Below are 24,717 nucleotides of genomic sequence, written 5' to 3'. Positions count from 1 at the left end.
AACGCGGCACGCGCACTAGCGTTTGCGCGCATTCACCTTCGCGAATGCGTGGTCCCATGCCGACGCGATGGCCTGGCGTGAGTTCATGCCTGGTGTACCTCCCGGGCCGACGCGCGGATTGCGCTCGACGCGTCCGCTATTGGCGGGCGGCGCGGCGGGTGTGCTTTCGAGTACTGCGAGCGCGGCACCGCGTGCGAGGCGCGTTCTGAACGCGAGATTGGCGGCCAGTACCGGATTACGCGCGGCGGCGTGACTTGAAAAGATGGCAGCGCAGCGCGCCTGCTCGCGGCGGCGCGCGCGCGCCTCGACGGAACTGCCATGCATTTCCGAGTCGTCATCATCCTGCGCGCGACCACGTCTGGCCTTGCCGCGCCGGCTGTCCCGTTCGTCGGCGTTGTTGGCATCGTCCCCGCTGTCCTCGCGGCTGTCGCCGTCCCCGAGCTGGACGTCATCGCCGTCGCCTTCGTCGTTGTCCTCTTCCTCGTCTTCTTCGTTGTGGTCGTCCTGTGCATCGTCACCGTTGCGCGGCTCGTCGTCCTGTGCGCGCGGTGTGCGCGCATCGTTGCGTGCGCCATCCTCGCGGTCGCGCTCGGCGGGCCGGTCGCGTTCGTCATCATCGACAAGCGGTGAGTCTTCATCGGCGCGTGTACGCGTTCCCACGCGCGCAAGATGCGCGAACGGCAGCGCGCGGGTCATCGCTGAAAGAGAGAATCCCATTTTGAAGACCTCCTGCATGATCCTGGTGGTTACTGCGGTACGGATGACAGCGCGAGCGAATCGAGTAGCGCGAGAAACGCGGCATCGGGTGACATCACAGCATCGGCAAAGCCGTTATCGACGCTCGCCGCACCGAGGAAGGTTGCGGCCTGCGTGCCGCGAACCTGCGCGACAGTTAGTCCGCGATTGCGTGCGACCGTCGCCACGAACAGTTCACCCACGCTGTCCACGTCCGCCTTGATGCGCGTATAGGCTTCGTCGGAAAGTGGTCGGTATTCGCTGCCGTCGGCCTTGCGCTCGCCGTAGGTAATCAGCGTGACTGTCAGGCCCGCATCACTGAGCGCTTTCGAAAAATCAACGTGCGCGACGATCACGCCGACGCTACCGGTCCCGCCTGTGCGCGGCACGATCACGCGGTCACACGCCGACGCGAGCGCATACGCCGCGGAATACGCGCACTCGGTAAGGATCGCGTACAGCGGCTTGATGCCGCGCGAAGCGAAAATGGCGTCGGTCAGGTCGAAGCACCCGGCGACTTCGCCGCCGGGGCTGTCCACGTCGAGCACCACGGCGCGCACCGCGTCATCGCCGAGCGCCGTCGCAAGGTTCGCGCGGATGCCGTCATAGCCGGTCATGCCCGAGTACGGATGCAGCGTGCCAAGCTTCTGCACCAGCGTGCCCTGAACGGGAATGACCGCGATACCGTCGATGACTTCAAAGGTGCGGTCGCCCGCAGGCTCGCCCGCTTCGTAATCGCCGTCGAACGTGAGCGCTTTGCCGTTGGTACGAAAGAGCCGCGCGAGACCGAAACGATCCGCGAGCGCGGCCATGATGACTTCAATCTTGCCGGGCGCAATGGCGAGCGGCACATTGAAAAGGCGCGTCGCCAGATGCGGGTAGTCCGGGGTCATGCCAGCTTCGAGATGTGGCTTTCACGTCGCACACAAATACGAGACACGTCTGATGGAATCAACCTGCTCCGCACGCCATACTGGTACATGGAAATTTATAAGCTCGTGCTTCGCATTAGTTCATTTTGCGTTGCCTGATGACATCAGGCGCTCGGTAAGCTGCCGTAGTTATATTTCCAACCTTTCAACTTTGGACTTTCTGGGATGAACGAGACATCGACAGACATGCGCACGATGACCAGCAATATCACCTATAAGCCACGCGATCCGAGAAAGGCCGCACAAGTCTCAATACTACTTCTCTGGATTTACGTGGGCTCTGAATTGTTCTACGGATTTTCCAGCATGAGTGAACTCGTTGCGCTCCAGCAGCTATCTGGGGACACGCCATTCTCCATGTTCGACGAAGTCCCCGGCTTGACCGGCGGGGAAAACATGAGGAACGCGCTATCTGGCATCGCAAATTTTCTTGCATTTATGGTGACGTCCTTTTTCTTTCTGAAATGGGTGTACCTGACTAATGCAAACGCAAAGTATCTGGTAGCGACGAAACCTATGAGACCCGGATGGGCGGTCGGCTGGTACTTCATTCCGTTTGCGACTCTGTGGAAACCCTTCCGGGGAATGCGCGAAACCTGGCAAATATCTGCAAATCCTGATAATTGGCGCAGTGTGTCCGTTCCCGCCAAACTTCGTTGGTGGTGGGGCCTCTGGATTGCAACTTGCATATTTGGTAACGGCGCTCTCCGTGCGTCGATAAAGGCCGAGAATGTAAGTCAATATCGAGGTTCCGAATCACTGACAGTTATGTCATCTTTGCTCGGAATCGCAGCCGCGCTGGTCCTGATTCGGATAATTCGTCAGTTGACCGAGCGCCAGACCGCTGCGTTGGGGCCAGGCATGGCTGGAAGCGAACGGAGTTCGCGGAAGAGCGAGCCTTCATTCAAAACGGATACTTTTATCGACTGAACATCACCGCGCTACCTCGACATTTTCTAACTCGGCGCAAGTCCCTTCACTCTGCGCTTCAACACCGGCACACGATCATCAGATGCCACCACGTATTGGTACTCCACTTCAATGAAGATCATCGCCATCGGCTTAGTTTGCTTGATCGCCCCCTTGAGTGCACTCGCAACCTCCGATCAGCTCCCGGAAGGAAAGGCAGTAGTCGAAGAAATTCCGGTGAGTCCGCCAAAGATCGGATTGACAATCACCGTACCCAAAGGTTGGACCTATGACGTGAGTGACACGCCTGCCGGTATGGCACTCTTGCTCAAGCCGAGCATCAGGAATAAGGTCAAAGTTCGCCAGTGCCGTATCGATCGGCACATTTTGAAGCCTGGATATTTTTCGAGCGGTCAGCCGCAAATCAATGATTGGCTCGACCGCAATCCGATGACGAGGGAAATATTCAGTTCCCGAGTAAATGCGGGAGCCGAAGTGCGCACGACCATTATTGACGTTGGCAGAGCAGAACTGGATTCTGCAACGGCTTACTGGGCGGAAACTCAAGCAAAGGAAGCAGCATGGATGGGCATGCTGACCATGCGCCTTCGTACAAAGACGTATGTAACTGTCACACCAGGTAATGAATGGGTAATTCAATGTCTGGTGGGTTCGTACATCGGTGCTCATGCAGTTGATGCGCTTTACAGCGATGCGCTGCCCACTTTTGACGCAGTCATTTCGTCAATACGATTTAGTCGCGAAAACTGATTACAGATTGGCTAGGCAAGGTATCACTTCGGTTTGAAAGTTTCCTCGTCGTGTCTGGCTTCACGCGCCGCGACGTTGTGCGCCCAGTCGGGCAATTCAAGGCTCAGTTTTTCATCATCCGGAGCACGGTGGACAAACGCGTCGCCAGAGGTGGCCAGTTCACGACCATCGTGCGCGCCCCGGCTTTTCGGAGTTGTCCGAGGTCTGCGTCCGGCATATACGCCTAGCATTGAAGCGTCGCCGCTCAGGACGTCCCCCCGCTCTTGAGCGGCGATAGGGTTGGCATGCAGTACAAAGCCCTTTTCACGGCGCGTCCTTGTGGCGCGCTATTTTTTGCGTCCCTTCATTCGGCCGTCGCGGCACCGTTGGGCGTGTCGCCACCCGGAAACCTGCAATTCAACAAATCTGGCTTCTCTTTCCACCGACCTCGATATCCGGGGGCATATATCTTTCGGACTGAACCTATTCAAATTTGAGACAGGGAGACCTATCCTGTATTCGAATTTATACGGAGAAAGTCATGAGCCCCATTACCCTGATTGAAGCTACACACCTCTACAGCCGCGCAGGCGTTGCACGCCATAGCCATTTCCGCCTGAATCCCCTGCGCCTGATTGCGCTCGTACGCAAGCTGTTCGCCGCGCGTCGCCAGTCCTGAACACGGCGCGCGGCTATCAACGCGGCCGGATACTATTGCGGTACAGGGGCTGCCTCGGGTTTCGCCGCTTCTGCCGCAGCGATACTGCCAGCCCAGGCAGGCAAATCAAGCCCAAGTTCCTTCATCAGCCGGATTTCATTCGCGCGCTGATGCAGTACTTCCTCGTAGTCGAGTCCCTGTTCTGCGCATTCGCGCTTGAGCGTCGAGAGCGCCGCGTCCATGCCCATCACCGCACCAGCCTTTTCCTTGGTCGGATCGATCCAGCCACGCGCCACCCCCATCCATGAACAGCGCGCGTACGCGGCGCGCGCCTCGATATACGGCGGCGCACCGGCCGGCAGCGGCAGTTCGCCCCGGTCCATTGCTTCCCACAGCCACGCGCCGTAGAACGGTGACGCGAAGTTCAGGCAGAACTCGTCGCGCCGCCGCGTGAGGGTCTTCCAGGCTTCGAGCAGCGCCGCACGCGCGCTGCTGTAATTCGTCTTGCTCCAGTCCTGCGAAAGCTGCTCGGCGCTGAGCCCCAGCACCGCTGCAATCACGCGCTGCATTTCGTGCGCGAAGGTCTCGAAGTTGCCATGCGGGTGCGCGGCCGAGACGCTTTCGAGTGATTCGCCAGGTGCGAGCGTGGGAATACGCGCGCCGTTGAGCATCGCGGGACGCTCGTCGGCCCACCGCGCACGCAATGCCTGATACAGCGGCAGTTCCTCGCCTTCGCCCGCGCCAAGCGCGTCCTGCACCAGCGCCGGATCATAGGGCGACGTAACGTAGGTGCCGAATGTCGCGGCGATGGTCGCGGCCTGTAGCTCGACGCCGTAATACCGCGCGAGCATGCGCGCGTGCAGCAGGACCGGCGTGAACACCCCGAGGCCCCGATGCTGGCCCGCCCGGTCGCGGTCATAGTCGTGCAGCACGCGCAGCCAGCCGTCCTCGTCGCAGCGCTCGATACGCTCCCAGGTGTTCGCCTCGACGGCGAGATACCAGTCGTTCTGGTGCGCCTCGCGGATGTGATACGCGAGCGGTACGCCGTAGTCGTCAATCTCGACGCCGCCGCGCAGGTAGCGCGAATCGATGGCCTGATACGGATTGCTCAGGCGGTCGGGATCGAGCAGCAGCAACGCGGTCGCGTAGTCCGCGCCGCCATAGCCGACGCGTTCGGGTAGCCAGTAGATGAGACCCAGCCCCTCGCCATCGACCAGCTTGTGACGCATTGCGAGCCGGAACTGCTGACCGAGCGTAAGCTGTCGCGCCACGTCGTTGTAGTGCGCGGGGTTCTCAGCATAGCCGCGCCAGAGTGCTTCCGCCGTACGTCTGAATTCATCGGCCCAGGTCGCGTCAAAGGCGCTGATACCGGTACGCAATGCCAGCGCGCGGTAATCGGGATTCGCCGATAAAAGCAGGTTCGTGCCGATGGTGTTATCGAGAATGCGGGTAACACCGCCATTGATCCAGCCGTCATTGCGAAAGAGGTCGCGCGAGCGCGCAACCATCCAGTCCCGGAAGAGATTGATCTCCGAATCGGGCGACCGTATCCACGGCAACCAGTTGCCCATCTCCTGGGCGAACCAGTCCGCAGCGTCGTACGGAAACTGGTAGCCAGGAAGCCCGAGCCCCGGCATGACCATCGCGCGCCCCGGTTCCCCCGTTAGCGCGTTCGTCGCGCCGCCACGTACAGCAACGGGTGCCGGAATCGGCTGGCCGCTTTCGTCAACGATGACGCCCATTGCTGGCTCAGAAATACGGCGTGACCGGACGGCGGCGGTTGCGACAGAGTCCGCGCAGCGCATCAATCTGCGTCTGCACGCCGATGATGGCCTGCACCAGATCGGCGATATTGGCCTGCGTGTATGCGATCGAACGGCTACCGTCTGCCTGCGTGTACGACGCGGACTGCGCCCGGGTGCCCGATATCAGCGCGAGATACGCCCGCTGCATACCTGCAAGCTGCGATTCGAGCGCGCCGAGCGTCATCCCGTCCAGGATGCTCAGGCGGCGACAGGGCATGGCAGCTTAGACGTGCGATTCAGGCAAGACGCTGAACGAGCGAGGTTCGCATGCGGGCAGTGGCCGGGTACGGACGGTGCGGCGTCAGTGGCACGTCAGGCGGCGGCGTCCACGCCTGTACCGCGTCGGCGCGCCGGTTCAGTTGCAGGCCGAAGAACAGCAGGCCGCACAGCGCGCCGTACGCATACACGCGACAGTCGAGCGCTTCATTGGCGCGGCCCGGTGGCAGTTCCCACACCCGATAACGTCTACCGCCCGACTCCTTGATCACGATGCGCTCGGCGGTCAGTTGCGCGTAATAGCCAATGTCACGGTCGGCAGGGAAATGCATGTAACCTGGTCCCGGTGTATCGAGCAGCAGCCGCTGCCGGATCGTGTCTTTCGCCGCGTTCACGCCGAGCAGGATCGGGCGATAGGTCTTCTTCGTGCGCGACGTGGGGCGCTTTGACGGCCACACCGGATTGCGCTCGCCGCCGCGTGCCGATTCGCCCTTGACCGCCCAGATACGGCGGCCGATTCGCGCCGCGCAGAACTGGTAGACCGCCTGCGTGTGATGCCCGCCCGAATCGATGCACGCCGCCATGATCTCGAAGGGACGACCGTCGGCGCGATGCCACAGGCGTCTGAGATACGTGTCGATGCGCGCCTGCGTGCGCGCGTCCGAAAACTCGCCCTCGATGATTTCGTAGTCGATTGACCAGCTTTCCTCGTTGCGGCCCCAGCCCACGACTTCAAGCTCAACGCGGTAATCCTGCACGTCCGCGCCCACGACCAGCACGGCGACACCATCGGGCACTTCAGCCGCCCATATCTCACCGCGAGCGACGACCGCTTCTGCGGAGAGCGAGCGACCAGTGCGCGGACGGTACGGGAGTCCCATCTGTGTATTCCACCAGGCCTGCAGCCGTTCCTCGTCGCCCTGCGCGTCGATCCAGCGCGCCGCAATATCGGCGGGCCGGTCGCGCGTCCACGGGCTCAGGAGCTTGGACGCCTGGAATCCGGCATGCGAGTTATCGACGCTCCACGCGCCGCAGGTCGGACACTTCGCGCGGTAGACGGCATGACGTTCCGATGCCCACCAGTCCCACACCACGCCAACCGGGTCGGTGCCGTTGCCTGCTTCATCACTGCTTCGCCAGGCGCGGTCGTACGCGTCGAGCGGTACGTGCCGTGCGCCGCAGCACTCGAACACCCGCGTCTGATGCCACCGTATGGACTGCAAGGCGGTAAGCCGTTCTGACTCGGACCAGCCCGCGCTGCACGACTCGCAGTACACGCGCGCGGTCTTCGTGCGATGGCCAGTTACGTTGCCTTTGTCGTCCTTGCGCTTCTCCCACTCAACATGGCGGAAAAATTCCAGGAACTGACGGTGCCCGCAATGCGGGCAGGCCACGCTCGCGCGACGCTGGTCCGACTCGCCGTAACTGGCTTCGATGCGGCTTTCCTCGGTGACGGTTGGTGAACAGGTCCGCACTGACAGCCAGTTCGCAAACGTGGCGACCCGTTCCTCGGCGAGCGCGATAGGGTCGCCCTCGCGCGTGACCGGGTACTTGTCGATTTCGTCCGCGAGAACCAGCCGGATCGGGCGCCGCGCGAGGTTATCGGGACTGCCCGCGCCCGCGAGCGCGAGGAAGCCGCCCGGAAACGACTTGAACAGCAGCGTTTCCTCGGCGTTGCGCGTTTTGGTCGTGCCGACCCGTTCACGCAGTACGGGCGTGACCCGTACCAGTGGCGTAATGCGTTCCTTGCTGAACTGTTCGGCCGCGGCTTCCTTCGGTTCGAGCAGCAGCATCGGGCACGGATCGAGATGCGCAAAGTAGCCGAAGACGTTCTCGATCAGCGACGTCTTGAACAGTTGCGTATTCACCATCGCCGTGATGACATGCACGCCCGGCTCGGTCACTGCGAGCATCGGCCCGCGTGCGGCTTCCACGGTCCCGGTCGTCCAGCGGCCCGACAGGCTGCCCGATTCCTTCGCGAGTCGCCGGAACCGGTCAGCCCACTGCGGGACGCTCAGGCGTGGCGGCGGGGTCCAACCGCCGCGGCCGACACGTCGAAGGTCATCGGCCTTGTTCTGCGTCGAAGCGCGGTTCAGGCTCCCCGAGGTCGGCAAGCTGCTGATGGACATGCGCCGCCAGTGTGTTCGTTAGCCGGTCAACGTCGTCCAGACCGAAAACCATTGCGATGAACGGTGCGACCTTCGCGGGCCACGCAAGCCACGCGTCGCGCTGCTCGCGGCATAACTCGAACACGACGCCTCGCGCGACGGCCAGCTCAACGAGCGCGCCGGATTTCTGTTCGTATTCGAGGCGGCGCAGCAGCGCCGTCCAGTTCTCTTTCAGGCGCAGCGCTTCGCCGTAGGCGAGGCCCTTTGCACTTCCGGCTGATTGCAAAGTGTCCTTTGCGTTTTCCTTTGCGCTTTCGTCGGGTCTCTCGCTCGCGCGCCAGCGGGTACCGACGAGCGCCGGGTCCATGAGGCCGTCTGCGCGCTTCGCGAGCCGTCCCTGTTTCAGCGCCTGATGAACAAGCGTGTCCGAAACGTGCTCGCGCCGCGCGAATTCGCGGATTGAAATGCCGTCAGCCACGGTGCAAAGACTTTTTGAAACGTGTAGCTACAGAAAGAACGGGGTCGCGCAATTTCCCTCCAATTTTTCCAGGGGGCAAGGACCCGGGCTTTCACGGAAATGTTGGCTACCCGACACAAGTCAACACAAAGGGCAACAGAAGCCCCTCCGCCGGCTTCCATTCCGGCACCAAACAGGTAAACATCTGAGACTCATAGGTGTCTCATTGCTTCTGGTCCTCTGGTCGCCGTCGGCCCGCTGTTAACAAGAGGCGAACAATGTCACGAGTACATCTGGACAAACAGGGCTTGTTCTGCGGCGTAGGTCGAACCGTGAGCAAGTCGGCTATCTGCATGCTTGCAGTTTTGGTCGAAGCGTGCTCGCTGCAGACGGGCCCCCCACCAATTGTCACTGCCGACTGGACGGTTCCGGCTCCTCCTGCTCCGGCTTCAGCTCCAATGGCGATATTTGCAGCACGCTTTAATAGAGCCGCGCGTGATGCACTTCCCGCTGACGGCAGCGTGCTTCCAACAGACGTTGAATCGAAAAATGCGGAAGCGATGCTCGAAGCTGGCTTCTCGCTAATCTACGCTTCATGTATGGATTACTTCCGTTCGGCCGGGAAAAGGCAGCAATGGATCATCGTCGCGAACGACACTGTTGCGGTCGCCGGCACGCTCGCGACGTCGATACTTGCGCTCACGCACGCCGGCACCGCTGCTGTTTCTGCTACTGCACTTGGCACATCCACTTTCGTCGCCGGTACTGGCGTCTACACTAAGGACTTTTTATTTGCCGCCGAGAACATCGACTCGGTACGTACGCTGACCATGAACGCGCTGGTCACGCATCAAAACAAGGTGCGTAAGGATCGTGGTGTCTTGACAGTCAATGCGGCTCTGGTCGCACTTTTCGACGACCAGGATATCTGCACCATTCCTGAAATCACGAGCCTTGTGAGACAGGCCCTCCAGACCGCAAGGCCCCGAGCTACCGATAACGCCGGAAATTCCATCGGGCAGAATCCGGAACCAGGAGTAAATGGTCAGACGCCACCGATACCGGGCGCTAAACCAACGGTGACTCTGTCAGTGAGCGCAGCTGACAGGAATATCGTCAACCAGATCGTCAAGAGGCTTGGCGCAGGAAGCGGCGACAAGCAGGTAGTAGCGCTCTATTGGCTGTTGCAAAAACAACCCACCCAACAGGAGGTGGACGGCCCGATTTGCGATGCGCTGTGGGGCACTCCCAAACGCCTTGGGATACTAGACAGGGGCGGAGATAGCGCCAACCGGAAATGTACATTCCACACCGACTGGCCAGACAAAGCCTCGGTGACGCAGGAATTTAAAGCGCTCAGTGCTGCGGCATTCGGCAGCCTAGACGACGCCGTGAACAAGTTGAAGGCAGCGGGAACCACTCCAGAAACGGGTGGCACCACCCCGGGCGCTGCGCCGTCCAAGCATATCAATATCGGGGTTTTTTAATAGATCTGTCTGGTTTGGAGTGATGCGATGAACTTTACCGGAAAGGGAGCACCGTTGACTGCGGCCGGGCTGGAAAGCGCGCGTAGCGACATGCAGGTTGACGTCGAGTGCATCTGGGCTCTGATCCACACCGAGACTGTCTTTCCTCATGCCGGTTTCTGGCAGAATCGATCACCGCAGATGCTATATGAACAACGAGTGTTCCATGAAATAACGCGAGGTCTCTATGACCAGACCGCGTCTGATATTAGCAGCACCACGCCCGGCTACTACGGCGACAACACAGCTGCCGATCAGTATAGACGTTTGAACAGGGCAATTTTCCTCGACGAAGATGCTGCCCTCAAAAGCGCTTCGTGGGGCTTGGGGCAAGTGCTTGGCCGGAACTTCGATGCGGCGGGCTACGGAACCGTAGATGCTATGCTATCCGACATGGTCGCGTCTGAGGATTCTCAGCTTTTGGCAACTGCAAGGTTCATTATCAGTAGCGAAATGGACGGTTCACTTGCCTGCTTAGACTGGACGTCGTTTGCAGCAGCTTACAATGGAGACACAACGGGTAGATATGCCGGTCTGATCAGCGGTGCGTACGCGAAATACAAAAACGGCGGTGTGCCTGACATAGACGTCAGAGCAGCACAGATCTATCTAATGTACTTGGGCATAGACGCGGAAGAGATAGACGGAATTTTGCTTGATCATACCGCTTCAGCGCTTCGAACCTTTCAAAGCACGAGAGGTTTACCTGTCACCGGACAGTTGGATCCCAATACATTCTCCCGGTTGGAAGCAGAAGCAATGGCCTGACCGACGCTCATCTCCGGAAGGTACCGGGAGACGTGCCTTGCAGCGAATGACCGCCTCGGAGAAGTACCACCGTCCCTTGAAGGGCCATCTGTTGTTGTCGCACGTGGGTTCTCATGTTGCGTTCGCGATTGCCCGCGCAAGCTCCCTGCCGAAAACCCGGTCGAAGTTCGCAGATACGAGCGCTTCGGCTCGTTTGCCAAATTCAAGCCGTTTCTTCGTCTCGACCGGCGCGTGGAACGCGACCAGCAAGCGAAGGCTGCCGGTTGTGTTTGCAGCACGGTCTTTGCCGCGTCGGCGCGGTGAGGTGGACTGTGCCGGTGCGGGCCGCTGCCATACACCGTACGCCGTGCGGCGTTTCGTTCTGACGCTTCCCATGAACACGTCAAGCCGCCCCATGTACTTGCGGATCGCGTTGCGCGGCAGGTTGCCGTACTGGTTCGCCGATGCGCCGGCCGGAACGAGATTCGCAGGCTTCGCGCCAAGATACTGCACGCCGCCGAATTCATAGGGTGCAAGGTATCGAGCGGCCTTGTCGCGGATATAGACGCGTGCAACGGGCGTTCCCTTGCGCGCGGGCTGCACGGCCACCGAGTTGACCGTAAAGGGCGTCGGGTTGTCAAATACCTGCGGTAGTGCGTTCCTTTCGGCGTCGGCGGCGAGCTTCGCCAGTTCGGTCACAGTGCGTGCTTCGGCAAAGGGCAATTGCCGATAAGCCAGCGCTGAGAGCTTGCGCGACACGGCCTCAATGTTCGAGCGGATCGACAGTTCAAGCATCGATACACGCAGCGTCAGGACGGAATCCACGCGCGGCCGAACTCCGCTTTTGCGAGGCGCTTACCCACACGTTCAGGCATGCCGGAACGGTCTGCAAGTCTGTCTACTTCCTCCGGTTCCATGCCAAGGCCGCGCTCGATCTCCGGTACCGGTACGCCTGCCTCGATGATCGTGCGGACAATCCCGGCCATCGGCAAAACTGCGTGCGTGCCACGCGCGCGATTGTGACGGATGGTGGACATCATCCGGTGTACCGGATTGGCTTCAATCTCCGCAGCCGGGACGAAGCCGCCGTACCGCTCGCGGATACGAGCATCGTCCGACACCAGCCAGCGATGAAAGCCATCAATCAGCAGATAACCGCTGCCGTCCCTGAGCACAACCAGCGGCTGTGTGAAGCCGTCCTCTAGGATCGAGAGAACCAGCAGTTCAAGTTCGGGCGGCGCAACGCAGTTGGGGTTGTAGTCGTTCGCCCGCACGCAATCGCGATGTACCCATTTCACGCGTGAGACGGCAGCGCGTTCAATAGCGCCGCGCACGTCATCCGGCAGCGGCGAAGCGGACTCAATAGCGGGTGCCATCGTTGTCGTTTTCCATTGCAAGCAGTTCTTCGAGCGTCACCCCACGCCGCTTCTGCTCGGCTCCAGCCAGCGTGACCAGCCCGCCGGCCTTGCGGTTCTTGAAGTCACCCTTGAGCGCGATCTGCGCGAGCGCGCGCCAGGACACGCCGCTCATCGGGTCGGCTCTTGTGTCGTCAATGGGCCGCTTCGTCTTGCGCTGATGCGTTTCGACGGCGCGTCGCAGTGAGAGCGCGACGCGTGAGCGCCACGGCTCATCGTACAGATTGATGATCCGCCAGGTCCATTGCCGCCACGTCAGACCTTCTGGCGGCTCGCGCAGGTGCGTGCCGTAAAGCTCGGTCAGCGCATAGCGTGCCGCTGTCGCGGCGCCTGGCACGCGAGCGGTCATGCGGTGCCATAGATTGGGGTAGCAGATCGCCCACGTATGCAGCAGGTTGAGCGGTTCTTCGCCGAACGGCGGGCAGACGCGCTGTTGGGCATGCGCCAGTCCCATCGCTTCGAAGCGGTCATACGTGCGGTTGTAGTCCCAGCCGAAGCACGACGGCGCGACCCATACATCCTCGAACCGCCAGTCGTATATCGGATCGCACAACCACACGTTTCGCGCGTTAGGGCTCTGATGAATGTAGTTATCGACGCGCGAGCGCATGGTCATGCGCAACCGGCGCAACGATTCCTGGGTGCGGATGCCGCGCAGCATGGCGACAGTCTGCGACCGGCCCGCGAATGGCAGGTGACTGCAATCGGGAATCATCATTCCGCGCGCGAAACCCGGCATTGTCGCCTCAGCGCACGCCGGCATCCGGCGCACCCACAGGTCGCGCTCATCGGGATTCCAGCAGTACCAGTACGGCTGCTGCCGCGAACAGGCGTTGCGATGCTTGACCGGCACGCAATACCAGGTGAGCGCGATATTGGGCTGGGCGCGCACGCGCCCTACATAGTCCTCTGTGTCGGGCGAAATGCACTCCTCGTCATAGAAGTGAACCTCGAGCGGCAGGCGTCCGGTTTCGCTCGCGACCGAGAGCGCGAGATGCAACACGACGGTCGAATCCTTCCCGCCCGAGAACGAGACGACGATCCGGTCGAACCGGCTGTACAGATGCCGGATACGTTCCAGCGCCGCATCGTGAACAGTATCGTCCACATAATGCCGGTCCAGCGTCACACGCGCCTTGCCGCTCATGAGCGTTCCAGTGTCGCGTCGCCGGTCGTGCGGATCGCGGCGAGATTGCGCGCTGATACGCCGTCCACGATGGTCCGGTTAATCATCGGGTGATCGTCGTCGGTAGGCCCGCAATCGGAATCCGGGTGATACGCGAGCACGCGCATTTCGTCGCCCCGGTCGGTGGCGAAGTGATGACGCCCGTTCGCATGAATGCAGAAAATCATCCCCGCTTCGAGTGCGATGCAGACATCCGCGCCCGCATTACGTGCGATGCATGTCCCACTTCCTGACAGCACCAGCCCGAGCCGGTCCGATGGGTGCGTATGGGCGGTTTGGAAAACACCTTCGGGGAAGTACAGCAGGTTCAGACAGGGATCGCCGCAGCGAACCGGCTGAACCAGCGTGGTATCACTGCACTGGTCGATATAGCGCAGGCGGCCCCTGTGTTCGACGGGACCGCCGATCATGAACAGGCCGCGCCAGCCAGCGCGCCGCATGATGACTCCGCGGCTGCTCCGTGCAGACAGCGTGAACCGGCCCGGGACGCAGAAGTACTGGCCGGCGTGCAGCATCCACGCATGGCCGTTGTGCTGCAGGCGCGCTGCCCCCTCATACACGTAGCCGAAATGAGTCGCCTGCGGCTCGGTGACGGTAAGGTCGTCCGTCCACGCCAGCAATGCGTCAGCCAGACAGCCATGCTGCCAGTCATAAGCCGTGAACGCGTGCGAGGGCGCGCCGATGTGAGCGGATCGATTCATTGGATACTTTGGCTTGCATCAAGCCATTCGCGCGCTATCAGCAGGAGCGCCGCGCCGCTGTCGGCGGCGCCGCGCGTTCGCGCGTGTGCAATGGCATCGAACAGAATCTGACGGTCGGCAACTCGGACCATGCAGGAAAAGACTGCGAGAGATGCAGCTGCATCGCTCACAGCAGAAAAACCATTCTGGCTGGCGGCAGCGTCGGCGGCTGCACTGACAGGAGCCCGGTCGTGTGTATTGGCGTTCGCGCTTGCGAAACCAAATTCCGTAGGGTCTGCGACTTCGGCAATCTGCGCGGCGTGATCGAGCCGGAGCCTGTCTGTATCGTCAGTCAGCCGCGCCAGATCAGCGTCAGAGAAACCTAGCAGATCGGGCTCGAAGCCCTCAACGGTGAGTGCCTGAAGCTCCTGCGCGAGCAGTTCCGTGTCCCATGAGGCGTTAAGTGCGAGCTTGTTGTCCGCAATCCGGTAGGCGCGCTTCTGGGCCTCACTCCATCCCCGCGCCACGATTACGGGCGCATCGTCCAGCCCGATCTGGCGCGCGGCGAGCAGACGTCCGTGTCCGGCGATGATTTCGCCGACTTCGTCTACAAGTACGGGAATCGTCCAGCCAAATTCACGCAGTGAGCCTGCAAGGCTCTCCACCTGCTCCGGTGGATGGCTACGCGCGTTGCGCGTCGCAAGCTGCAGCCGCTCAAGCGGCCAGCGCTCCACGCTGTCGGCAGGCCAGGGCGGTTGTTTCTTCATTCGTGACGTCTGATGCGGATTCGTCGCGTACGATCCCCGCTTCGCGCAGGAGCGCATCGATGCGCCCGAACGCTGCGTCGAACTCACCGCTTTTCTGCCGCGTGCCGCTCAGTGTTGCACCGAGAATCGCGGTATGTTCGGCAACGGTCTGCCGGTGCACGCCGCAGCGCTGCGCGAGGCTGACCTGTGTCTCGCCGGTATGGGTGAGGATGTTGGCGACCAGCGCGGAACGCAAACGGATATTCGGGACGTGCCCGATGAAGAGCGGCGCAGTGTGCGCGACGATCTGAGCGAGCGCGCCCGACCATTCGGGATTGGGATAGTGCCCCGCGCAGCAGGGACGATGGCACGCGCAGGTTATGTTTTGGGGTGCGTAGCTGACTACGAGCAGCGCGCGCTGCAAATCCGTCAATCGGTCCAGCCGGTAACGGATACGCGCGGCCTGCGCGGTGGCATCCGTGCCGGTCAGTACGTCATCGCCGGGAGCCGACTGGTGTAGCGCCTTGAGAGAGGACGCGCCTCCACGCAGAACCGCGTGCGAAAGCGCGTCACGCAGCGCCGCTGCTGTGCCGCAATAGGTGTCTTTCATGGGGGGCGGTGCAGGAATCTGAACGCGCAAAACGAAAAAACCCGCTCGAGGCGGGTTCCGGGTGCAGTTCGGAGACTACTAATCTTTGCGTATATTCGACTGTTTTTGCCGGTTGTCAAGAAATTTCAATCCGACCCACCAGCGCGCTAGCGTCAGAAACGCTCAGGCCTGCGCTCGGCGGGCTTGGACTGGTGCGCCAGATCGCTAGTCGATAGCCCGCAAAATCAGCCCGCCCTCGGCGTGCTGTTTCGCGTACTCCCTCAGCGCGTAGTACTGCTCGACCTGCGGATCGTAGTTACCGCCCTGTTCATGAATCGTCCATATCAGCCGGTTCAGGACGAACAGGCTGATGGTGATTCCGGCTGCGTCCGCGCTCATGGTGCTATCGAACTGATTGCCCTCTATCCTCAGTGTCATCCGTTCCGGCGCGCGGGGCGCAAGATAGAAACTGCCGTTCGACAGTTCGTAAAAATTCCACGCCCCGTGCGCATACTCCGGCGAGAGCTTGGCCGCGCAGGAATACACCAGGTTCTCTGCAACCGGCCATAAAAATTTGCCCAGCATTTTCGGGAGAAACCTCAGGCGACGACTCTCAGGGACCAGCTTTGCAACGATTCCGGCCGGCTTTTTCCTCGCCATCTCACGCTCCCCTGGAAGCGACGACAGGAGTCTGCGCGACGCGCGCCAGGGGCACGATCGACGCGAGTACGCCGGAGAGCTCCTGAGTCTCCTGCGCGATTTCGTACGCAAGCTGGTAGCCCATCCAGGTCATCGGATCGTCGCCGAAGAACACAGCAAGGCGAACGGCCGTATCAGCCGTCAAACGGCGCTTGCCCTCGATGATCTCGCGGATACGGCGCGGCGCAACGCTGATCGCTTTCGCCAGCTTGACTTCAGTCACGCGCGCGTCGGCGATTCGCGCAGCGAGCGCCGCGCCAGCCGTCTGAGGAAGAGATTTTGCACCGCTGGACTGGCTCGACGCAGGCGGCGTCGGCGCTAACGTTGTCGAGGTTTTTTCGCCAGGCGTCGGCGCGACCTTCGCTGCGGGCGTCTTGACGGCGGGCGCGGCCTTCGTCGCGGGAGTCTTGGCGGCGGGCGTCGGCGCGACCTTCGTCGTCGGAGCTTTGGCAGCCGCCTTCGCCGCCACCGTCGTTTTTGCCTTCGGCTCAACCACACTCGCAGCCATCGTTTTCTTTGCCGGTGCCTTCGTTGCCGGTGCTTTCGTTGCGGCGTGGTTCGTGGTGGTCTTCGTCGATTTCATCTGGAATCCTATCTAGTAAGTGGGTAATTACAAACAACTGCATACCCACCTTAAGGCGACCGCGCAGGCCTGTCCAGAGGCAAACTTCGGCCAGACTCAGATTTCTTCCGAGGCGGCGAGGATGCCGCGTTGATGGGCGAGGATTGCAACCGGGGCGGCGAGGATTGACCGTCGCCGGGCGAGGATTGCACCTGACGCGGCGAGGATTTGGTGTCCGCCGGCAAGGTTTGATACGCGGCTGATCGCCCCTCGGTGGTCTGCTCCCGTATCCATTCGAGCGCGGCGCGGTGCGCTTCCCGATACGAGCGTGAAGGATGGTCGCCGCGCTCGATTCCCTGACGGTAGGCGCGGCCGATCCACGCCCTCAGATCGTTCGGCAGCGCGTACCAGTGTCTCCGGCAACCCCACGCATTGCGCGGGTTGATCTGCCTGCAACCGGGCCACGGACAACGGTGCATGGCTATGTCCTCTCAGCCCTGAACACTTCGCCAAACACGATACGCAGGTCCTCACCTTTGCATGGTCTGCGTCCGTACCACTTGACCGCACGTGCCGCGCATTCGTCAGCCCGCGCCTTCCATTCGCCGCCGCGCCGGATCGCTTCAGCGCGCACCTGATCGGCGAGGGTCACGCTTAGGAGCGGCGCGCATTCGGCGACCGGAAATCTGTGCATGGTTTTCCCACTCAGTGTGTCACCGCACCGGATTGCTGACGCGGGTCCGCTGGTTCCGCACCCACCAGCGCGGCGCGTGCAATCCGCGCGATATCGGGCAGCGTTAGCGCGCTCGTCGTGCCTTCCGCGAGGTCGGCAATCAGCGCGAGCGCTTCGCGCAAACGTGCAGCGTCGTGCAATGCGCGGTGGCGCATCTGGTCGGAACGGATCACTCTGACCTCTCTCTGTCGCAGGTTCATGGCATGGCCTCCATCGATAGCGCGTGCGCGAACGACAGCACGCACTGCTGTGCTGCAAGCGGTTCAACGACGACCTCGGTGCGCGGATTGGTGCGGTCGATACCGTGATAGACGTGTTTCTCGCGCACCTGCCTGTCGTTCCTGTAGACGCCGGCCTGTACCAACTCGCGCACACTTGCACCACCGGCCTTCACCCTTGCATAGCGGTTCTGCAGCACGTCGAGAATCACGGATTCATCGAGGTCCGGCCGTTCGGACGCGTAGAAGATCCGCAGCGTGACGCGCACCGGGCCGGTCAGTTGCACGCGGCACAGCGGGGGAATCTGCCGTAGCGCGTAGCGCTCATAGGCGCGCGCCTTGTCTGACTTGATCGACATCGGGCGCGAACGGATGCGGTTCGCGTCATCGCGATAGCGGCGCGAGACGATTTCGCGGCTGTTCGCTTTGCCGGCGGGCTCGCCCAGGATCGTGAAGGCAATCGCGTTCACACCGTGGCCTCATGCGGCTCTTCGTCGTCTTCGCCCGGTACACGCGAGGGCAGCACGCCGCCGCGCAATTGGAACGCGGCATCGAAAACGGCTCGGTACTGCGCTCGTTTCTCTGCAGGCGCGTCGTCCAGATATGCGCGGCCCGCTGGCGACAGTACGGCATCAATCGAGATTCGCTTCGTTTCATAGGTGAGCGGTGCGCCGTTTTTTGCGCACCCGCGTAGCAACATCTCAAAGGCCCATTGCGGCGAGGGCCGGCGATTCGCGAGCGGCGCAAGAATTTCCCGCATGCGTGCGAGGCACGCTTCTACCTTCGCCGGGTCCGCCCGGTCGGGCTGCGGCAGACGTGGCGGACTGCTTGCTGCGGCTTGTCGGCGCGTGGCGCGGCAGAGTTCAAGGAATTCGGGCAGCGTCGGTGGATGCGGCACATCGCAGAGCGCGACAATGCCGGCCTGTAGCGCTTCGGCTGGCACACCCTGAAGCGTGTGCGTCCAGACGCGTTTCAGATCGTTGGTATCGACGCCGCGCCACATCGCCACGAAGCGCGCGCCATAGATCGCGTGCATCTGGCGAAACAGCCATTCGCCGCGGGTTTCAGGTTGATCGGTCGGGAACATCGCGCACGTCCTCAGGGGCAAGGTCGAACACGTTTGGCGGGCGCGACGCATCGCGCCCGGTTAGCGCCGCGATCATTTCGCGGTCGCGTGCCTCGCGCACATCGCGCGGGCTGAGCCGCGCGAACGGCGGTCCGGTTGCACCGTTCGAGCGAGGCAGCAGCCATTCGGCCTGAAAGCCGGCCCAGCCACGCGTGCAGCAGATACGCAGTGCGTCGTTTAGCGACAAGGCAGCCGATTGCGCTTCCCGCAGAACGCCAGCAATGGCCGTTTCCGTGGGTTTCAGACGCTTGCCGCTGCGCAGGGTCAGCCAGTCGCTTGCGATCTGAGGTTCCACACCGAGCGACACAAGACGCGCGTGCGCGTCGAAGCGCGCTCCGCGCGCGGTTTTTGTCTTTGCATTTGATGAAGTAGAAGATGAAGATGAAGAGCCGTCACTTAAGGAGGGCTTTGGTGCGGGGTTTGGTGCGTCACCCTCAGCAGCACCAAAGCGCGAGGAATTGCCGCGAATGGTACGCACGTATTCATCCCTGACCATCCGCGAGGAATACCAGACTGGCCCGATCTGTTCGCATACCAGAACGACAGGCGTTCCCTCCCTTCGTCCCGAACGGGGAACGTAGAGATAAGGCTCGACAGGTTCACCCACGTCGCCGCCTTTCAGGATTCGCTTGTCGGCCAGCATACGCAGCGCGGCGAGCGTGCAATGCACCGCTTGGGCGATGTCCCTCAACGGCCAGCGAACCGTGCCGTAATCCTCCTGGTCGTGTAGCAGGCACAGCACGTCAATCCAGATTCCTTTTTCCGAGTGCGAGCAGCGGCGAAGTTTGCCGTTCGAAGTCCAGTCGCCCGGATAGAACTGGAACGAGGGACGTTTCATTGGTCCGCCTCAGTGTGTAAATGCTTTTGACCACTGCGAGCGGGCGCTTACGGTTGCCGATCCTGCAGCGCATCGGCGAGTGCCAGCAGAAACGCGCAGGCCGGTAAGCCAGAGCTATCAGCCAGCAATGCGCGGGCTCGCGCGTCCTGTTCGCGCAGCTCTGCCAGACGGCCACCTATGCAGCGTGTGACCGCTTCAGCGTCACGCAGTACGACGCGCGCCGCACGCTCATAGTCATCCAGCGCGCGTGCGCGCCTCGCGATGCGGATAGCGAAACTTCCCTTGATTCCGGAATCAGTCATGGTTGCACCATCGGGTCAGGCCGCATTGCTGCCGCTGGCCTTTGTACGGGCGAATGCGTCGAGCGCATCCGCGTGTCGTAAGTGAGCGCGCCCGACCTTGCGATGCTGACGCGCATTCCAACGGACCTGTTCGGGTGTAAGGAGATCGAGCAGCACGTATTGCGGGTTTTCGCCGCGCTGATGCGGAACGGGATAACGCGCCTGCAACGTGCCTGTGTACAAGTCGCCCTGTATCGCCCGTGTCTCGTGTGACTCCGCGCCGTAGCTGCGCGCCAGTTCCCGGCGCGTGACATCGAGCAGGTACTGCATGAAGCCGTACCTCGCGCATATGGATTCGTTGCCGCTTTCGAGTCGTGTACGGGCGCGATCTGCAACCGTGTTGCATTCGACGCGCTGAACGTCTTCGGCTTCTAGTTCGAGGATTGCCTTGCGGACCGCCCGGACGATGATTTCCCGTGCGCCGCCTGCCGGTTGCGGCGTGGTGTTACGTCCCGTCATGGCTTGCCCCTTCCAGCATCGCGCACAGAAACCCGGCCATCGCCGGTACGATGCGCCGCACGTCGGTCTGCATGACGTCCGTCATCGCGTCATAGATCGCGGTGGGATTCTTCGAGAGATACCCGTCGCTCTCGAAGTCGCGCACACGGCCCCATATCCACAGAACATCCTCAGGGATGCGGTTGATCGTCGCCGCCACATCGTTGTGGATGTCCCGGATAAGAGCCGTCGTGCTTGGTTTCTTCGCGGGATCGCGTAACGCGTCTTCGAATTCCCGTTCGGGGATCGTCGCCAGCTTTTGCCACTTTGATGACTGGTCCCGCGTTACTCCCAGGTCAGCGAGCGTTGCGACGGAGGACCCCTTGTCGTTGCCTACGACTAGGGTTTTTCCGGTCGGGTTCGCCGTCTTCGGCATCGCTCGCAATTCCGCCTGTGCAAGCTCTGTCAGCAACGTGCCCGCGCGGCGTTCGGCGCGCAGGCGGATCGCGCAGGCCTTGCGTTCGGCGTCGGTGTTCTTCGCCTGCCTTGCATAGACTTCGAACGCGAGCGCCTTATCGCGAAGGTCTTTCACTTCATCGACGCGATGGCATTCCGCAATGGCGGTACACATCGCGACGTAGCGTGCATCGACCAGCGCCCCGGCGTTGGCGGTCATGTTGCGGCGCACGTCGATAACCGTATCGCGTGACGCGTTGGTCAGCCTAGCTATCGCCGTGTTGGTCGCGGTCGGATCGGCTTCGATGGCCTGCCGGATCGCGTCGCGGTTGACCTTGTAGCTGCGCGGGTACGTCTTGCCGTCCGAGCCGGTAAGGCGCGCTCCTTGATCGGCTGGATTCATCGCGTCGTCCTACGGTGTCGTCACCCCGGGAAAATCGTCTGTCGCAGTAAGCATGACGAATTTCTTTACTGGATTCACGGACTAAAAATTAGGCGTAAAAAGGCATCCCGTCAATTACGTTGATTTGTATTAAGAGTGCATGCAAGTGCATGGAAGTACACAGATGTTTTTTATAAAAAATCAAGAGGATAGGTGCATTCACTTAGGAAAATTGGATGTTTCAACCATTATCGTCAGGTTATGTAAATTCATCCTCGACACCCGCTGCGCAAGCCGCTGATGGATATGGAAATAAAAATTAAACGGCCGTTCTGAAAGCGGCAGCTGATAATCTTTTTTGCGGCGGAGGGTTTTCGCTTTTTTCTTGAATTCAACCCGGCTTGACGCCTATCTTTCGATCCATGTTATTTCGGCACGGAGCGAATTGTGTCAACCGCATTTATCGAACACTGGTCAATGCCGCATGAAGAAGGCGGAGAAAACCATATTATCCGGTCGCCAGATAGCGAAGCAGCTTATGGGCACGCGCTGACTATCCGCGACTCGATCCGCTCGGCTCGGGCGCCGGTCATCACCGGCCAGTATCGCGACATCGAAACGGGTCTGTGGACAGTATTCGTCCGCGTCCTGCCGGACCCGCAGCAATGAGCGCATTCGACTTTTCGCTGCTTGCCCGGCAGCCGATTGCGGAGCTTGGCCTGTCGGTACGGATCGCCAATCAGCTTCGTGCGGCCGGTATCACGTCGATAGGCGAGCTGTGCGAGCGTCGTGCGCGCGACCTGTTGCTGATGACGCACGTTGGCCCGGATTCTGTTCAGGCCGTTGTGGACGCGCTGACGCAACGCGGTCTTTCACTTAGGGAATAGACCCATGAATGCAAGGGACGACTGGCTTGCGGAGCGCCGCAAGGGCATCGGCGGCAGCGACGCCGCCGCCGCTATCGGCCAGTCGCGCTATCAGACAGCCTATGAGTTGTGGCTGGACAAGACCGGGCAGACAACAGGCGAGCGCGAAGACAACGAAACAACCCGCTTCGGCCGGGCGATGGAAGCCATCGCGGCCGATATGTTTGCGCATCGCACGGGTGTGCGTCTGCGCCGTCGCAATCAGATCATCCGACACCCGAAGTACCAGTTCATGGCTGCGTCCGTAGACAGGCTCGTTGAAGGTCGACGCGAAGGCTTCGAAGCGAAGAACGTCAATGCGGATTTCTTCCGCTTCTCCGGCGAGTGGGGCGATCAGGGTTCGGATCAGGTTCCGGTCGAATACCTGTGCCAGTGCCATCACTATCTGACGGTACTGAACTACGACGCCTGGCACCTGGGCGCGGTTGTCGGTGGCAACCGTCTTGTCACCTACACGATAGAGCGCGACCCGGAATTTTCGGAACTGCTGATCGGCCAGGAAATGACGTTCTGGACGTTCGTGGAAACCGGCGAGCCGCCGCCTTTCGACTATTCGCACCGGCATGGGGTTGACATGCTGAAGCGTCTTTATCCCGGTACGACTGGCGAAACCATCACGCTCGATGCGGCGCTGATGGATTGGCACAACGTGCGCATCGAGGCCGACGAACAGGTCAAGGCGTACCAGGCCGTCAGCGACGGCGCACGCGCCCACATCCTGCACGCAATGGGTGAGGCCGCAATCGGCCGACTTCCCAATGGTGGCGCGTATAAACGCAAGTTCGTCCACCGTCCCGCGTACAGCGTTGATGCGTGCGATTACACGACGCTGACGTACAGCAAACCGAAGGAAGGAAAGGAGGTTGCCGAATGATCGCAACAGTGGAAGAGGAACCGCGCACCCTGAAACGGTTCGAATTGAACCCCGACATGCTTGGCTACATCGAGCGCTTCGCGAATCTGATGGCGACGGCTGGCGTCACCGTTCCCGAACCGTATCGCGGCAAGCCCGGCAATTGCGCTGCCGTGACGATTCAGGCGCTGCAATGGGGTATGAATCCGTTCGCTGTCGCAGCAAAAACGCACTTCGTCAACAACCAGATCGGTTACGAGGCGCAGCTCATCATCGCGGCTGTCAATACATCTGGCCTGCTGGTGGATCGCATCAACTGGGACTGGTTTGGCGATTGGGAAAAGATCGTCGGGCAGTTCGTTGAACGCGAGTCGAAGACGAAGAAAAACGAACACGGCGAGCCTGTCCGATACCGCGTGCCTGCATGGAATATCGAAGACGAAGCAGACGTTGGCGTGCGTTGCTTTGCGACGCTCAGGGGCGAGCGCGAACCGCGCGTGCTGACGATCCTGATGAAGCAGGCGCGCGTGCGCAACTCGACGTTATGGGCGGATGACCCGAAGCAGCAGATTGCCTACCTGTCCGGTAAACGCTGGTCCCGGCTGCACGCGTCCGAAATTGTCTTTGGCGTCCGCACGCCCGACGAACTCGACGTGATCGACAACGGCATGCGCGACATGGGGCCAGCCGAAGAAGTCAGACGGGAATCCGCGGCGCATGGATCGTCGCGCACAAGTAGCGTCAAGGAGCGCATGAAGAAGAACGCGACTACACGCAATGCAGCGCCGACGCTTGACGAGGTTCTGAAGGCCATTGCGGAAGCAACGAACAGCGGCGAAATGACGGCGGCAGGCGAACTTGCTACGAAGTTGCGCACCGATCAGGAAAAGGAAATCGCGCGCACGGCATACAGCGACAAGCTCAACGCCGAACGCGCAGCGGCGCACGCGCAACCCGCGCAGGACGATCCTGCTGACGCACGCTCGAAACGTGATCGCGGCGGCGAAGTGGCTGCAATGACGTTCGCCCAGGTCATGGACGCGCTGGAACAAGCGGAAACGCTCGACGCGCTCGATGTTGCCGCCGGCCTGATACGCACCGTGCCGGACGAAGGCCAGCGCGAAGAACTGGAAGAGTTCTATCTAGCGAAACGCCACAGGATGGAGAGTGAGCAATGATGCGCTTCGAAAATCATCCTGTCAGGCTTGAACACATCAACACGCGCGTGGAATTTCACGGCGAAGAGGAACGGCTTGCGCTCGACCTGACCATCAAGGCGGACCTGCCGAATACTGCGCTCGATGATATGTCGCCGACGCTGCGCAGTTCGCTATATGAGGCGGATCGGCAACCCGATATCGTTGACCCGGACAGTACGCCGGTACTGCGAAACCCACAGCTTGGCACGCTGCATTGGGCGGGCAAATTCGCTGGCGTAAAGCTCGCGCTGCGTGACGAAGATCGCGACGGCCTGGGCGACTTGCGCTTCGTGGACGCGCGCCTGGATCGCGTTCACTTTCAGCCGAAGGATGGGGGCACCTGTTCGTTCATATGGCACATCCATGTGTACCCGGACGACGAAGCGACGACAGCGCACACGGTCTATTTCCTGCGCCGGCCGCACACGCTTGGAACGATGAACGTGCCTGATCCGAACGGCATCGAAGATGAACAGGAATGAACCGG

At 61.2% G+C, this 24,717-nt stretch carries 32 protein-coding genes; 11 read left to right on the top strand and 21 right to left on the bottom strand.

Annotated elements, in window-relative coordinates:
• Window positions 1-15: 15 nt before the first annotated feature.
• Together HDG34_RS27430 and HDG34_RS27425 are read right to left on the bottom strand one after the other, a co-directional pair.
• Complete coding sequence (locus HDG34_RS27430) at window positions 16-717, bottom strand: hypothetical protein (protein WP_184064038.1); 702 nt, start codon at window positions 715-717, stop codon at window positions 16-18.
• Window positions 718-746: 29 nt separating this feature from the next.
• Window positions 747-1,628, bottom strand: coding sequence for a S49 family peptidase (locus tag HDG34_RS27425; protein ID WP_184064035.1), 882 nt, complete (start codon window positions 1,626-1,628; stop codon window positions 747-749).
• A 204-nt stretch (window positions 1,629-1,832) separates the two neighbouring features.
• Here HDG34_RS27425 and HDG34_RS27420 point away from each other — a divergent pair, with 204 nt between their 5' ends.
• From HDG34_RS27420 to HDG34_RS27410, 3 genes are all read left to right on the top strand, one after another.
• Window positions 1,833-2,597, top strand: coding sequence for a DUF4328 domain-containing protein (locus HDG34_RS27420; protein ID WP_184064032.1), 765 nt, complete (start codon window positions 1,833-1,835; stop codon window positions 2,595-2,597).
• Window positions 2,598-2,708: 111 nt separating this feature from the next.
• Complete coding sequence (locus HDG34_RS27415) at window positions 2,709-3,347, top strand: hypothetical protein (protein WP_184064029.1); 639 nt, start codon at window positions 2,709-2,711, stop codon at window positions 3,345-3,347.
• A gap of 520 nt (window positions 3,348-3,867) precedes the next feature.
• Window positions 3,868-4,005: a hypothetical protein gene (locus tag HDG34_RS27410; protein WP_184064026.1), complete on the top strand. Its 138-nt coding sequence runs from the start codon at window positions 3,868-3,870 to the stop codon at window positions 4,003-4,005.
• A 32-nt stretch (window positions 4,006-4,037) separates the two neighbouring features.
• On the opposite strand, the gene HDG34_RS27405 is transcribed toward HDG34_RS27410, so the two are convergent.
• From HDG34_RS27405 to HDG34_RS27390, 4 genes are read right to left on the bottom strand one after another with little or no spacing between them, the layout of a single operon-like run.
• Window positions 4,038-5,726, bottom strand: coding sequence for a phage portal protein (locus HDG34_RS27405; RefSeq protein ID WP_184064023.1), 1,689 nt, complete (start codon window positions 5,724-5,726; stop codon window positions 4,038-4,040).
• Between the two features lie 7 nt (window positions 5,727-5,733).
• Complete coding sequence (gpW, locus tag HDG34_RS27400; protein ID WP_184064020.1) at window positions 5,734-6,006, bottom strand: gpW family head-tail joining protein; 273 nt, start codon at window positions 6,004-6,006, stop codon at window positions 5,734-5,736.
• Window positions 6,007-6,025: 19 nt separating this feature from the next.
• Window positions 6,026-8,134, bottom strand: coding sequence for a phage terminase large subunit family protein (locus tag HDG34_RS27395; protein WP_184064017.1), 2,109 nt, complete (start codon window positions 8,132-8,134; stop codon window positions 6,026-6,028).
• Window positions 8,067-8,591 carry a hypothetical protein gene (locus HDG34_RS27390; protein WP_184064013.1) on the bottom strand — a complete coding sequence of 175 codons (525 nt, stop codon included), beginning with the start codon at window positions 8,589-8,591 and terminating at the stop codon, window positions 8,067-8,069. Before HDG34_RS27390 ends, HDG34_RS27395 begins: the two co-directional genes overlap by 68 nt.
• A gap of 437 nt (window positions 8,592-9,028) precedes the next feature.
• On the opposite strand from HDG34_RS27390, the gene HDG34_RS27385 reads away from it, so the two are divergent.
• Window positions 9,029-10,057 carry a hypothetical protein gene (locus HDG34_RS27385; RefSeq protein WP_184064010.1) on the top strand — a complete coding sequence of 343 codons (1,029 nt, stop codon included), beginning with the start codon at window positions 9,029-9,031 and terminating at the stop codon, window positions 10,055-10,057.
• Between the two features lie 27 nt (window positions 10,058-10,084).
• Window positions 10,085-10,864, top strand: a complete 780-nt coding sequence (locus HDG34_RS27380; protein WP_184064007.1) for an N-acetylmuramidase domain-containing protein — start codon at window positions 10,085-10,087, stop codon at window positions 10,862-10,864.
• A gap of 111 nt (window positions 10,865-10,975) precedes the next feature.
• On the opposite strand, the gene HDG34_RS27375 is transcribed toward HDG34_RS27380, so the two are convergent.
• The 8 genes from HDG34_RS27375 to HDG34_RS27340 all read right to left on the bottom strand — a co-directional run bounded on the left by HDG34_RS27375 (window position 10,976) and on the right by HDG34_RS27340 (window position 16,627).
• Window positions 10,976-11,668, bottom strand: a complete 693-nt coding sequence (locus tag HDG34_RS27375) for a hypothetical protein (RefSeq protein WP_184064004.1) — start codon at window positions 11,666-11,668, stop codon at window positions 10,976-10,978.
• Window positions 11,653-12,219 carry a ParB/RepB/Spo0J family partition protein gene (locus tag HDG34_RS27370; protein WP_184064001.1) on the bottom strand — a complete coding sequence of 189 codons (567 nt, stop codon included), beginning with the start codon at window positions 12,217-12,219 and terminating at the stop codon, window positions 11,653-11,655. The genes HDG34_RS27375 and HDG34_RS27370 overlap by 16 nt, the downstream gene beginning before the upstream one ends.
• Window positions 12,203-13,405 (bottom strand): phosphoadenosine phosphosulfate reductase family protein, encoded by a 1,203-nt coding sequence (locus HDG34_RS27365; RefSeq protein ID WP_184063997.1) that lies wholly within the window; start codon window positions 13,403-13,405, stop codon window positions 12,203-12,205. The genes HDG34_RS27370 and HDG34_RS27365 overlap by 17 nt, the downstream gene beginning before the upstream one ends.
• Window positions 13,402-14,145 (bottom strand): cupin domain-containing protein, encoded by a 744-nt coding sequence (locus HDG34_RS27360; protein WP_184063994.1) that lies wholly within the window; start codon window positions 14,143-14,145, stop codon window positions 13,402-13,404. The genes HDG34_RS27365 and HDG34_RS27360 overlap by 4 nt, the downstream gene beginning before the upstream one ends.
• Window positions 14,142-14,891, bottom strand: coding sequence for a ParB/Srx family N-terminal domain-containing protein (locus tag HDG34_RS27355; protein WP_184063991.1), 750 nt, complete (start codon window positions 14,889-14,891; stop codon window positions 14,142-14,144). Before HDG34_RS27355 ends, HDG34_RS27360 begins: the two co-directional genes overlap by 4 nt.
• Window positions 14,839-15,480 (bottom strand): hypothetical protein, encoded by a 642-nt coding sequence (locus HDG34_RS27350; RefSeq protein ID WP_184063989.1) that lies wholly within the window; start codon window positions 15,478-15,480, stop codon window positions 14,839-14,841. The genes HDG34_RS27355 and HDG34_RS27350 overlap by 53 nt, the downstream gene beginning before the upstream one ends.
• 204 nt (window positions 15,481-15,684) lie before the next feature.
• Entirely contained in the window at window positions 15,685-16,119 is a 435-nt protein-coding gene (locus HDG34_RS27345; protein ID WP_184060359.1) for an antirestriction protein, read from the bottom strand.
• Between the two features lies 1 nt (window position 16,120).
• Window positions 16,121-16,627 carry a HigA family addiction module antitoxin gene (locus HDG34_RS27340; protein ID WP_311734842.1) on the bottom strand — a complete coding sequence of 169 codons (507 nt, stop codon included), beginning with the start codon at window positions 16,625-16,627 and terminating at the stop codon, window positions 16,121-16,123.
• Here HDG34_RS27340 and HDG34_RS38705 point away from each other — a divergent pair.
• Window positions 16,605-16,757 (top strand): hypothetical protein, encoded by a 153-nt coding sequence (locus HDG34_RS38705; protein WP_221309284.1) that lies wholly within the window; start codon window positions 16,605-16,607, stop codon window positions 16,755-16,757. The genes HDG34_RS27340 and HDG34_RS38705 overlap by 23 nt on opposite strands.
• Before the next feature lie 668 nt (window positions 16,758-17,425).
• On the opposite strand, the gene HDG34_RS27335 is transcribed toward HDG34_RS38705, so the two are convergent.
• The 7 genes from HDG34_RS27335 to HDG34_RS27305 form a co-directional block, all read right to left on the bottom strand.
• Complete coding sequence (locus HDG34_RS27335; protein ID WP_184063986.1) at window positions 17,426-17,653, bottom strand: hypothetical protein; 228 nt, start codon at window positions 17,651-17,653, stop codon at window positions 17,426-17,428.
• The gene (locus HDG34_RS27330) at window positions 17,650-18,141 is read right to left on the bottom strand and encodes a RusA family crossover junction endodeoxyribonuclease (RefSeq protein ID WP_184063983.1); all 492 of its coding nucleotides are present in this window, start codon (window positions 18,139-18,141) and stop codon (window positions 17,650-17,652) included. The genes HDG34_RS27335 and HDG34_RS27330 overlap by 4 nt, the downstream gene beginning before the upstream one ends.
• Window positions 18,138-18,674 carry a hypothetical protein gene (locus tag HDG34_RS27325; protein WP_184063980.1) on the bottom strand — a complete coding sequence of 179 codons (537 nt, stop codon included), beginning with the start codon at window positions 18,672-18,674 and terminating at the stop codon, window positions 18,138-18,140. Before HDG34_RS27325 ends, HDG34_RS27330 begins: the two co-directional genes overlap by 4 nt.
• A 61-nt stretch (window positions 18,675-18,735) precedes the next feature.
• Entirely contained in the window at window positions 18,736-19,635 is a 900-nt protein-coding gene (locus HDG34_RS27320) for a hypothetical protein (RefSeq protein ID WP_184063977.1), read from the bottom strand.
• 47 nt (window positions 19,636-19,682) lie between these two features.
• Window positions 19,683-19,937, bottom strand: coding sequence for a hypothetical protein (locus HDG34_RS27315; protein ID WP_184063974.1), 255 nt, complete (start codon window positions 19,935-19,937; stop codon window positions 19,683-19,685).
• 15 nt (window positions 19,938-19,952) lie between these two features.
• Window positions 19,953-20,435, bottom strand: coding sequence for a hypothetical protein (locus HDG34_RS27310; RefSeq protein WP_184063971.1), 483 nt, complete (start codon window positions 20,433-20,435; stop codon window positions 19,953-19,955).
• On the bottom strand, window positions 20,422-21,090 hold the full coding sequence (locus HDG34_RS27305; RefSeq protein WP_184063968.1) for a hypothetical protein: 669 nt from the start codon (window positions 21,088-21,090) through the stop codon (window positions 20,422-20,424). Before HDG34_RS27305 ends, HDG34_RS27310 begins: the two co-directional genes overlap by 14 nt.
• A gap of 609 nt (window positions 21,091-21,699) precedes the next feature.
• Between HDG34_RS27305 and HDG34_RS27300 the strand changes: the two genes are divergently transcribed.
• From HDG34_RS27300 to HDG34_RS27280, 5 genes are read left to right on the top strand one after another with little or no spacing between them, the layout of a single operon-like run.
• Window positions 21,700-21,921, top strand: a complete 222-nt coding sequence (locus tag HDG34_RS27300) for a hypothetical protein (protein WP_184063964.1) — start codon at window positions 21,700-21,702, stop codon at window positions 21,919-21,921.
• A complete protein-coding gene (locus tag HDG34_RS27295) occupies window positions 21,918-22,139 on the top strand; it encodes a DNA-directed RNA polymerase subunit alpha C-terminal domain-containing protein (RefSeq protein WP_184063960.1) in 222 nt (73 codons plus the stop codon). Before HDG34_RS27300 ends, HDG34_RS27295 begins: the two co-directional genes overlap by 4 nt.
• 4 nt (window positions 22,140-22,143) lie before the next feature.
• Window positions 22,144-23,052 (top strand): YqaJ viral recombinase family protein, encoded by a 909-nt coding sequence (locus HDG34_RS27290; RefSeq protein WP_184063957.1) that lies wholly within the window; start codon window positions 22,144-22,146, stop codon window positions 23,050-23,052.
• On the top strand, window positions 23,049-24,209 hold the full coding sequence (locus tag HDG34_RS27285) for a RecT family recombinase (protein WP_184063953.1): 1,161 nt from the start codon (window positions 23,049-23,051) through the stop codon (window positions 24,207-24,209). The genes HDG34_RS27290 and HDG34_RS27285 overlap by 4 nt, the downstream gene beginning before the upstream one ends.
• Entirely contained in the window at window positions 24,206-24,712 is a 507-nt protein-coding gene (locus tag HDG34_RS27280; protein WP_184063950.1) for a hypothetical protein, read from the top strand. Before HDG34_RS27285 ends, HDG34_RS27280 begins: the two co-directional genes overlap by 4 nt.
• The last annotated feature ends 5 nt before the right edge of the window (window positions 24,713-24,717 follow it).

Source organism: Paraburkholderia sp. HC6.4b (assembly GCF_014200875.1).
GTDB classification, from domain to species: Bacteria; Pseudomonadota; Gammaproteobacteria; order Burkholderiales; family Burkholderiaceae; genus Paraburkholderia; species Paraburkholderia tuberum.
The sequence above is the reverse complement of the archived record's forward strand: the minus strand, read 5'-3'. Positions and strand labels throughout refer to the sequence as shown.